The sequence below is a fragment of the Leptolyngbya sp. ST-U4 genome (assembly GCF_039962215.1).
In the GTDB taxonomy this organism is placed as follows: Bacteria; Cyanobacteriota; Cyanobacteriia; order Elainellales; family Elainellaceae; genus Leptolyngbya_A.
Genome location: NZ_JAMPKZ010000063.1, coordinates 1 through 10,886 on the forward strand (window position 1 = coordinate 1; position 10,886 = coordinate 10,886).

Here is a 10,886-nt window from a genome sequence, read left to right on the forward strand (position 1 = left end):
ACGGCATTAATTGCTTTGCGACGCAGGTCGTCACCATAAGGGGAAGGCATAGGCACTTCTAGACGCTGGTTTTCCCCTAGCCTAGCGTTCTAACCTAATCGCGTAAAGCTATAGTATGCTTGATGGAGCATCGGTGCTTAGTAATACAAAATGGCAGCTCAATCCTTCAACCCTTTGCTGATTGCCGAAGACAGTGACGAGGATTTTGAGATACTGGAACTGCTGATGCAGCAGATGAAGGTGCAGAATCCGATTCATCGCTGCACCAATGGAGATAAAGTTTTAGATTTTGTTTACCAGGATAGAGCAAATGGAAAGCAGCGCAATATACAGCGCCCCTCAGTGATTTTGCTCGACCTGAACCTACCCGGCACAGACGGTCGTGAAGTGCTGGAACAGCTAAAGCAGGATCAGAGCGTTAAAGAGATTCCGATCGTCGTCTTTACCACTTCTTCAAATCCCAAAGACATCGAATTCTGCTATCAGAACGGAGCGAACGGTTATTTGATCAAACCTGTTGACTCAGATGAGCTAGAGCGTACGGTTCAGGCATTTGTGGACTACTGGCTGCAGGCGAATACTCCGCCAGTAAACGGATACGAGGGAAAATAAACTCTACGATATGTATCAAACCTTCCAAGTTTTTGCTGTAATTTTTAGATCTGTGGCAGCCTTAGGATAACTAAACTCTTTTTTACATCCTGCTATGTCAAATGTTTGGACGCTTTTAATTACAGATGACTGTCAGGAGGATCGAGAAGTTTACCGGGAATATCTCTCCAGTGATCCCAACCAGTCTTACCGCTTTATTGAAGCAGGCTCGGCAGAAGTGGGACTGGCACTCTGTCAAAAACAGCACTGTGATGCAATCTTGCTAGATTTCCGTCTGCCTGACATGACCGGACTGGAGTTTTTAGACGAACTCAACCAGCAGCGAGATACGCCTCTCCCTGTGATTATGCTCACTGGGCAGGGAGATGAACAGGTTGCAGTCCAAGCAATGAAGCGCGGTGCTCAGGATTATCTAGTCAAGCAAGATTTAGCCCCCGATGTTTTGCAGCTCACGGTTCGCAACGTGCTGCAACAGGCATATTCCAAAAATCAGTCGCGTCAGCAGCAAGAGCGGCACTTAACCGCAGAGGTTGCTCTGCGCCTGCATCGATCGCTAGATTCAAATCAGATTTTAGAAACGGCAGCAACTCAGGTACAGCGCGTCCTGGAATGCGATCGCGTCATGATCTACCAGGTTACTTCGTCTAATCATCCTTCCCGTCATTCATCTAGTCATCGGTTCAATCATCAATCAAGCAATACTGAGTTCCTGCCTGCCTTAATCAAACGGTTTGAAACAGGGTTGAGCAGGGTTCATGATCCGATTCAACAGTTTGTTTCTTTCCTATCTGAAAATTATTCACTGGGTTGCAAGACAAGTTCAACAACTTGCTTGAATCAGTCTGCTGAAGTTTCGACAGCGATTTCAGGCAGCGGTAAAAAAGAAACTTATCTTCTGGCTCCTATCCTGCTTCCGTCTTCTGCTGATAATTTAGCTTCGCAACGCTCTTCTTTTGCAGTTTGGGGTTTGCTAGTGGCGTGCCAGAATTCAAGCCAGCGGCAGTGGCAGGTTGATGAAGTCAGTTTCCTCAAGGATTTTGTCAATCAATTGGCGATCGCTCTGCAACAGTCCAATCAGCTTACGGAGACGCTGGAGGCATTAGCGACTGAAAAGCAGCTTAACGCCGTTCGATCGCAGCTTGTATCAACCGTTTCCCACGAATATCGATCGCCCCTGGCAGTGATTCTGGCAGCCGCCTCAACCCTGAAACTCAGTAGCAGCAAACTCACTGAATCGAAACAGCAGCAGTTTTTGCAAACCATTGAAGATGAAGCCCGGCAGATGACTCGGCTCGTTGAAGATTTGCTGCTGCTTGAGAAGTTTGAAGCGGGCGAAGCCAAATTTTCCCCCCTGCCATTCGAGTTACTGCAATTTATCTCAGATCTGATCGATGAGCAGCAAACTCGGCTTAAAGATCGCCAATAGTTGACCTTTAAGATCTCAGGCAATACCAAAGGCTTCTGGGGTGATCAGCAGCTCCTGCGGTTGATTTTGATTAATCTGCTGCTGAATCCAATCAAATCCTCACCTTCCGGCAGTGAGATCGAACTGCATCTTACCGGAAACAGCACTCATATTGCGATCGAAGTAAAAGACAAAGGAACCGACCTCCCCGCTGGGGAACAGGTGCTTCAATCTGTCAGGAACAGCAGCAAGGACAGTGACGGCAGCGATTTCGGTACGATTTCGGCTAATAGTCTAAATTTGGCGATCGTACAAGCCTGCACGCAGTTGCATGGTGGCGAAATCTCATGGGTGAGTCCAACCGGGAAAGCAGCACAATTCACTGTTCGTTTACCAAAGCGAATCGTCGAGTGATGTGAGGTAGGATATGACCCTGGTAAAGGTAAATTGAGCATTCTAGAATTTGTTGAGAAGAGATTTGAACAAAGCATCGATGACCAAATTGGCGGTGATCGCATTTGAATGCTTTTATTTAAGCCGTTGATTTAAGAGAACCAGTAAATCTTCTGCCGTATAGGGCTTCAGCAGAAAATCTGTCACTCCTACTTCTCTGGCAAGGCGATCGTTCACTCCTAATCCACTCACGGCAATAATCTTGACTTCAGGATTCATTCGCTGCAAGGTACGAATTGTCGTAACGCCATCCATTGCAGGCATCATCATGTCAATCACAATTCCTCTAATTTCAGCCTTATGTTGAGCATAAAGGGCGATCGCGTCAATGCCATCGCAAGCTTTTAGAACTCGATATCCATGCATCTCCAAAGTCATTTGAGAAGCTTCGCGAATGTACGGTTCATCATCCACAACCAAAATCAGTTCTCCGTGTCCAGAAGGAAGCGTTTCGGGTTCGACACGTTCAGTTTCTACCTGCGGTGAGGCAGGAATATAAACTCTGACCTGAGTTCCTTGTCCGGCTTCACTGTAGACACTCACAAATCCACCATGACCCTTGACAATTCCGTTAACTGTAGAAAGTCCCAGTCCGGTTCCTTTCCCGTCTTCTTTGGTTGTAAAAAACGGCTCAAAGATGTGCTCCATGACCTCTGGTGGAATGCCAGTTCCCGTATCGGTCACCGTGATCGCAACAAAACGTCCAACTTTCGCTTCCAAGTTCATTCGTGCATAGTGTTCGTCTATCACCATATTTTGAGCGGTAAAACTGAGTTTGCCGCCTTCAGGCATTGCATCACGAGCGTTAACCGCAAGATTCATCAACACTTGATGCAGTTGAGTCGGATCAGCAGTCACAACCCAGAGCTTCGGGTCGAGATTGAGTGAAACCTGGATTGATTTCGGAAAAGTTTGCTGCGCTACTTGTCTGATCTCCGACAGCAGGTGCTTGACTTGCAGGGGCGTACGTTTTCCTTCTATCCCACGCGCAAATGACAATACTTGCCTAACCAGGGCAGCACCGCGCTTGGTACTGTCTTCGAGAATGTCAAACAATTGCTGTGCGCCTGAATCGGCATCAGGAAACTTCAGCGGCAGCAGTTGAGCCACTGCCAAAATGGGCGTGAGAATATTATTGAGGTCATGAGAAATACCGCTTGCAAGCGTACCGATGCTTTCTAAACGCTGGGCGCGTAGAAATTGAGCTTCAAGCTGTTTTTTCTCAGTAATGTCGGTACTGACGACGAGAATTGATTGGGGACTGCCCGCTTCATCGCGAATCAAGTTCCAGCGGCTTTCAACCAGGATTTCTTTGCCCGATTGAGTTGTCTGTCGCAATTCACCCTGCCATTCACCCTGCTGGCCGATCGCTGTATGAATCGCTTCAAGCTGGGAATAATTCTCTGACTTGTAGAGCAGATTCTTCACGCTGCTGCCGATCGCTTCACTTGCCGTCCAGCCATAGAGCTGCTCTGCGGCGCGATTCCAATACAGAATATGCTGATTCAGATCTTGAACAGTAATCGCATCCGTGCAAATATCAAGCAATGCTGCCTGTTCACGAATCTTTTGTTCGGCAATTTTGCGCTCTTTCAGTTCAGTTTCGAGCTGCTGATACAGTTCAGCTTGTTGAATCGCGATGCCGACGTGAACTGCGAGCTGCTTGAGCAAATCAATTTCAATTTTCTGCCACGGGCGAGGTTCCGAGCAATGATGGGCAATCAGCAGCCCCCACAAGTGGTCTTGTTGCAGAATGGGAACTACCAGATTCGCTCGAACCTGAAACTGGGTCAGCAGCTCCAGATGGCAGGGAGTGAGTCCAGCCGCGTAGATATCGGCTTTGGCAGTTACTAGCCCGGCGCGAAAAGGCTCGATGTATTGTTCTGAAAAGCAGGAATTGTGAATCGTAGTCGATCGAATGGCAGCCCAATCTGAGCCAACCGATTCTACGTCTACTGTCCCACTCCAATCGGGATTAAATCGAAAAATAATCACGCGATCGGTGTGCAAAAATTGCCGCACCTCATCCACCGTCGTTTGCAGAATCGTGTCGAGATCAAGGGACTGCCGGATTCGGAGTGCGATATCGCTGATAAGTCGATCGTGTTCTAACTGCTGTCCTAGCGACAGATGAACGGTCATGCAAATTCCCTTATGAAGTGATGGAGCTGTAACCGAGCAATCACAAGCTAGACTGTGGAGCGATGTAGATACAACTGCCTGCTTGGAGAAACGACACAGAGACCAGATTCGGGAATTCATCACTCAATACTTTCTGAAAGAGGATGCAAAACTGCGATTCTTATCCGATTGTCACCCTTCAGCATTGATCGCTAAAGACTACTGAATTGGCAGGAATTGTTTCAAGCCTACCTGAGAGGCAGGTTTCTTTTCGATCGATGGCATTTCCTGCCAGCAGTGACGACAAAACCAATACACTTGATGACGCTGAACTTGACGCAGCATTAGGCTAGAGCAACAGGGGCAATGTGACATAGAGAACCTTCCAAAAAGAAAAACAGCGAAGGGCATAAAACAGAAACAATACTCAATCTTCGATGAGCAAAAATCTTTAAGATTTGAACTTGAGTAAAGAAAGTAAAGATTCAGTAAGCGTATCAACAAAAACCATTTTACATTGAAGTATTTTTTCGGAGAAACAACAAACCTAAAGAAATGTATGCACAATGTAACAACTACAAGTTCTTTGAACCATTGCAGCCCAATTGCTTGCTATCTGTTCAATGTTCTGCTTAGGTAAAGCGTTTAGTCTTTAAACTCGATCGAAGGTTTATCCCAATTTATTGCCTGGTGAGCAGGCGATTGCAAGGGGGGATACTGGCTCATAAAGCACTAGATTTCTGTTGAGCAATATGTTGAGCAATATTTAGAACAGCTTGAGTGCACCGATCGGGTAGAGGATGATCGGGCGACTGCCAGAATTAAACAAATACAGCAGTTTGGCAGCGAATTACCTCTTCGAGAAAACGTCCCCTTTTAAGGCTCAGGCAAACCAAAATCAGCCAGTGAAATTTGATGGATAGTTACACTCGCGAGGACAAGCGCTTCTAAAATTTTTTGCGACAGAACCCCTTTTTGTCGCCCCGTCAGATTTTGGGCATTTCGCTGAATTTAAGATGAATTGCTTCAATATCGTCCCGAATTTCCTGGATCACATTTGGAGAGCGCATCCGCAGGAAAGTAAACCATTCTGTCCCGATCGCCAAATACAGCAAGAACCGATCAGGAAAGAGATTGAAGGGGGCAGAAGGAAGGGGAAACAGGCTGGCTTCACCAGGAATTCCGATGCTGCTAATCAGTGGAATGAGCATAATCATAACGCCAACGATCCCATAGACAATCAGAAAACGGGAGACGGAATGATGCTAATTTAAGGACAGCAGCCCTTGGGCAAAATTGGCAAACCCACAGAGAACCGTCATCCCTCTAAACAAATAGGCGGCGATCAATGCCCAGCCCGTAATCACACCGGTGTTGGTTCCAGTCCTTTTGCAATATACGTATAAAGCGAACCGGGCGAAGCAGAGCGACGGACAAATTGATTAATGTTTAAGCCGACAAACACCAGCCCCAGCGTTGCGATCGCATAGGTAAACCACGTCCCGTCCCCGCACTGGCAAATAGAAGAGCGATAGTGAGGGCAGGAGTTGCCCTCGGCGCAATATTGGCGATCGATTAAGCGAATACTTCCGAAAACGCTAAATAGCCAGAACGTAAATCGGAGGTAGCAATGGCGGTAGGAAGCTTATCGTGAGTATCCATCAGAGCGTCTTTGAGGATGAATTTGTTTTAGTGACACTTGTGCTTTGCAGGCGAGGGAGGGACGTCGTTAGACGGGTTGAGATCAAAGAAATTCACAGGCTTGAGCATAAAGCCAATATAGGAGACAGGCATTACGGGCCAATCTTCGCAGCGGGGAATATGGTTATGGTTGAAGGTGTACCAGAGAACGAGATCGGTGTCTTCGAGCGATTCATTTGCCTGCGTCCATTGCGGCAATCCTTCACCGCCGGAATGCTGGTTGGGATAATTACCTGCGGGGAACCGCTCTTCAGAATCGTAGGGCGTCACCCACAAATGCTTCAACATATAGCCACCCCGCTGCATTACGCTGGATTCAGGATGAGCAAAGGGCAGCCCGTTCTCGCCGTGAACAAGCTTGTAGCCCACCGGATAGCCCATGCGATTCTGCACTGAGGGATTCACAATCTTCCAGTAGCGTGCCTTAAAGGGATCGATGAGCCGCTGTGCTTCCTGCTCGGTGGATAACAGCGTAGATTTCGCGTAGAACGCATTGCCATAGGGATTGTTTTCATCCATTGGAACAGCTTCGGTATCGACTTCGTACACAGAATTATTCATGCCGTCGATCGACATATCCATACGAACGCAAAAAACGTGCTGATGGTTAGGAGCGTAAAGCTGGGGGGTCAGTTCGGTGCCATAAACGGGCTTTTCTCCCGGCATCACGGCTCCAGTCGTCATCATGCCCGTTAGCTTCACTTCGTACTGAATCGTGCCGTCTTGATAGAAGTACCAGAAGAAGCCATATTCGTAGTTGCCGACGGTAGCAATGAAAGAGAGAACTAAGCGACGCGATCGCCGTACTTCTACCTGATCGGTGCGCCAGTCAGTATGCTTCCAGAGGATGCCGTAGTCCTCTTCGTGCATACAGATTGCATTTTTAATCTCCACGATCTCGCCTCGCGTGTTTGCCATCACCGCATCGAAATAGCGAATCTCACCCAGGCAGTCGCAGCCCAGCTTGAGGGAGTTTGCCAGGGTGCCGACGCCGTATTCTCCAACATCAAAGGCATTCTTGCGGCACTGAGTAATATTGGTGTCGCCATAGGGAACCGTCATTTCCACCAGAGAGGCGCGATAGAGGATGGGACGCACCCGACCCTGGTCTTCGTAGCCCACGGTGTACAGCACCAATCCTTCACGCGGCGTAAAACCAATTCGCATCCGCCACTTTTGCCAGCGAATCTCGTACCCGTCTATGACTTGGAAGCTCGGACCCTCAGGCTGAATAATTTCTAGCGGTTTCAAATCAGTCCGCAGGTCTTTCACAGACTCACTGGTGTAGTTGCTCGGCTCAGTCGGTACCGGAATCAGGGCATGGTCTTCAACGCGCACGACTTCCATTGCATTGAGATCAACAATCACAATCAGCCCATCGATGGGGTGAGCATACAGGTTATCGGTGGGATTATTGCGAACCCAACATAGTGCCCTCGATAGCCGCCGTCCCTGATCGCCTGCGAGGTCATCCTCGTACCATCCTGCTGACCAGGGATCAACGCACACCAAATCCATATCGGTAATGCCGCGCTTTCGCACCGCTGCCTGAAATTCAGGATTCGCTTTAACGGTTGCTTCGCAATCAAAAAATTCGTCCAGCGCAATCGGCGGCTGTGCATCGGGGATGTGTATCCAAGACACCACGGACTGGACAGTAAGAGACACGATCGCCTCATAGGTGTTCCCAGTTGCATTATCCAGCACAATGATGAAGGCTTCTCGCTCAAACGGCATTCCCAGCTCAAAGCTAAGGACGACGTTTTTAGACGGCTCATGCAGCGTGGTCGAAATAAACCGAACCCGATCGCCCAGCGATTTCTCTGCTTTAAGAATGGCGAGTGCTGCCAAAATCTCTGCTGCACTCAACGGCTCTAGAGGATGAACAGCCGCAGAAGGAGCAGTTCGCGCAGAGGGAGAATTGTAAACAGCAGTCATGATCAAAGTACTCCTTCAATAATCCAGTTAAATGGTCTTTCCTGTAGCAGACGGGTTCAAATAAACTTATTGCTGAACAGCAAGTCGCTGAACATGATTAAATGCAAAATGCTGTGAGCATCGGAAAATGAGCCAAGTCTTGCAACTCATCCTTTGGAGATGCTGTCAAGAACATGATTCGTAGGAGATGCTAGAAAAGCAATGCCAATTAAGCTGTTCTCAATCGATAGCGAACAATATCAACTCAACATGCTGACTTAATTTAGAATTACTTTTCTAATGTGCGTTATCCAAAATTGGCAAATTCTAGCAAAAGATGACAAGCAGCAAATTCAGTAGCGGAGCGCACTGTTTTTTAACGTCACTGACGGTAACTCACCAAACATTTGACGGTACTCTGATGAAAATCGACCTAGATGCCAAAATCCCCATTTTGCAGCAATATCGCCAACGGTTATTTCAGCAGAACAATTAGCACGTAGATCCCTCCGTGCATGATTTAATCGAATGACTTTAAGATACCGTACAGGGTTAATATCCAGGACGTCCTGAAAGCTATATTGCAAAGTTCTACGACTAACATTCAGTGCCACACAGAGATCGGTGACTGTAACCGGCTCCTCAATATGCTCTTCAAAATAAGCCTTTGCTCGCTCTACCACTTGACGACGAGACGGGGTCAAAACAAGCGGACGTGGAGCAGACTGTAAACTTTCAAGCACGGTGATCAAGTTCCAGAGCAGGTCTTGTGCGAGAGCATGACGCAGGTTGGTATGTTGTAACTGATGAGGAGCCGTGCAAATTGAATCCAGGACATTCAGGAGAAATGTTCGCCATGCGCTGATCACAAACGGATTTGGTGATCGCACCCCGCTTCCCTGAAGAACCCGGAGCAAATCTAAATCTGCGACCTGTATCACGTATTTCTGTAATAGTTCTGGTGGAAGCACTATGGTCACAAGATCACAGTAACGAGGGGAACAGAAATCCAGCGAGTCATCTGCCCGTAAAATCATGCAGTGATTACAGTCAACCGTCTGACCCGAAAACACAGCCCGCCCTTCCATCGCGATCGGCACTGCTAAAACATCACATCCAGGGCGAGGCGAACCCGTTTGATACAGATGTTGATGGGTCGTTTCCCGAAAAAGCTGGATGCCATTGAAACAAAGGTCAACGGTACGACCTAGAAACGCTCCGGCAGAAAGCTGTTCATAAGTTTGGTTCCATCCGTCAAGGCTGTTTGCCTGCTCGTCGATATCTCTGGAGATTCGAGAATTAATCGAAAATGCCTCGCTCTCAACGGACAGACGATCTCTGGTTTTATTCTGAAGCTGATGAGGCAACATAAAAGCGGAGCGTGAATAGCGAATCGTTTATTTAGTCCAGTAGCAACCAAGTTAAACAAACCGCAACAGGTTGTTTGTGTTACAAACTACTTTCTGAGGTAATTGAAGCGACGCTGTCATAAAATGCAATTAGCCCAAAATGCTTGCTCTGACCAAGATACAGTGAACCATTAATAAACCTTCTGCATGAATCAGAAAAGATGGATTAACTGAATCTTGGCAACGAGACTGAAGCCTTTTAATGTAATGCGGCATGAACGGTTTTTGGAGTCCCATCATGAGACCTCAAGGCGACTCCGACTCTTGCTCAATCACACTCTTTAACAAAAGGCATCACGACTGAAATGAGCCTCAGTCGAGCCGGGGGAGCCAAACGAGGACAATGCAGAACACAAAATACTTCTCGCCGATCGCCCCAATCATCGAGGCATTTTTATCCCGCTGTTGTGGACATTTCCCAACCACTCGTTGCCATACCCAGTTGTGATTAAGTCTTGCATGAATTCCCCTGGTGGGTACTGCACATCGTTATTGCTACGAGTTTAACTAGTATCTATGATATTCAATCGATTCACGCAGCAGATACAAAGCAAAAAATGCCGTTGTGTTTCTTTGTTTTATGGCGATCGTTTGTCTTTTAGTTCGTCTTTTTTGAATATCCATTATCGCTCCCCTTCAAGAAATGCTGCTGTCACAGCTCAGCCCTGACGATCCCATGATGGCAATGCTCGCTCAGATGATGGCACAGCGGCAATCTACTCCGGCTGTCGATGAAGATGACGAGGAAGACCGGATCGATCGGGAAGAGATGGAGCGACAAGCGGAAGAAAAGTCCCAAGCGATGGCAAAAGCACTCCGTCATCTACGCAGCAAAATCGACGATCTCTATGCAGAGCTAGGTTTCCTTGCTCGCAAGTTACATTGGCGAACGACTAGGAGCACCGGGCTACAGCCTGCACAACAACGGGCTTGCGATCGATTTTTCCACCCGCGACCAGGTACATTGGCGGAACGCCGCACTCAAAACTATAGCCTGCTTGTTAAGCAATCGATCGCGCGTTTAATTCCTGCAAGTTCCAGTAATGCGGCACTCCTGGCTGACTGGTATCGCGTTGAACGAACGACCGTAGCTCACGGCAACATTCCTCGCTATAGCTAGTAGTTCACCAAATAAACTTTGCCTAGTTAGCATGCTTTACAGCAGTTTTTAGGTAATTAGCCCCTTTTCTATTAAGCTAACGAGTGGACAATCTATCAAGTTGGTGAAATGCCTGTCGCTTACTCAACGGATTTACGCACTCGTGTAA

At 47.6% G+C, this 10,886-nt stretch carries 9 protein-coding genes; 4 read left to right on the forward strand and 5 right to left on the reverse strand.

Features of this window, described 5'->3' with window-relative positions:
• Window positions 1-150 precede the first annotated feature (150 nt).
• The 3 genes from NDA02_RS27335 to NDA02_RS27345 all read left to right on the forward strand — a co-directional run bounded on the left by NDA02_RS27335 (window position 151) and on the right by NDA02_RS27345 (window position 2,431).
• Window positions 151-612 (forward strand): response regulator, encoded by a 462-nt coding sequence (locus tag NDA02_RS27335; RefSeq protein ID WP_348256264.1) that lies wholly within the window; start codon window positions 151-153, stop codon window positions 610-612.
• A 94-nt stretch (window positions 613-706) separates the two neighbouring features.
• Window positions 707-2,038 carry a response regulator gene (locus NDA02_RS27340; RefSeq protein WP_348256265.1) on the forward strand — a complete coding sequence of 444 codons (1,332 nt, stop codon included), beginning with the start codon at window positions 707-709 and terminating at the stop codon, window positions 2,036-2,038.
• Entirely contained in the window at window positions 2,039-2,431 is a 393-nt protein-coding gene (locus NDA02_RS27345) for an ATP-binding protein (protein WP_190792253.1), read from the forward strand.
• 114 nt (window positions 2,432-2,545) lie between these two features.
• Here the strand turns inward: NDA02_RS27345 and NDA02_RS27350 are convergent, their stop codons facing one another.
• The 5 genes from NDA02_RS27350 to NDA02_RS27370 form a co-directional block, all read right to left on the reverse strand.
• Complete coding sequence (locus tag NDA02_RS27350) at window positions 2,546-4,612, reverse strand: GAF domain-containing protein (protein ID WP_199296585.1); 2,067 nt, start codon at window positions 4,610-4,612, stop codon at window positions 2,546-2,548.
• A 198-nt stretch (window positions 4,613-4,810) separates the two neighbouring features.
• On the reverse strand, window positions 4,811-4,936 hold the full coding sequence (locus NDA02_RS27355; RefSeq protein WP_277879159.1) for a hypothetical protein: 126 nt from the start codon (window positions 4,934-4,936) through the stop codon (window positions 4,811-4,813).
• Window positions 4,937-5,577: 641 nt separating this feature from the next.
• A complete protein-coding gene (locus tag NDA02_RS27360; RefSeq protein WP_190792251.1) occupies window positions 5,578-5,802 on the reverse strand; it encodes a hypothetical protein in 225 nt (74 codons plus the stop codon).
• A gap of 478 nt (window positions 5,803-6,280) precedes the next feature.
• Window positions 6,281-8,230 carry a primary-amine oxidase gene (locus NDA02_RS27365; protein WP_190792250.1) on the reverse strand — a complete coding sequence of 650 codons (1,950 nt, stop codon included), beginning with the start codon at window positions 8,228-8,230 and terminating at the stop codon, window positions 6,281-6,283.
• Window positions 8,231-8,562: 332 nt separating this feature from the next.
• The gene (locus NDA02_RS27370) at window positions 8,563-9,579 is read right to left on the reverse strand and encodes a helix-turn-helix domain-containing protein (protein WP_190792249.1); all 1,017 of its coding nucleotides are present in this window, start codon (window positions 9,577-9,579) and stop codon (window positions 8,563-8,565) included.
• Between the two features lie 682 nt (window positions 9,580-10,261).
• On the opposite strand from NDA02_RS27370, the gene NDA02_RS27375 reads away from it, so the two are divergent.
• On the forward strand, window positions 10,262-10,738 hold the full coding sequence (locus tag NDA02_RS27375; protein WP_348256266.1) for a hypothetical protein: 477 nt from the start codon (window positions 10,262-10,264) through the stop codon (window positions 10,736-10,738).
• Window positions 10,739-10,886: the final 148 nt, after the last annotated feature.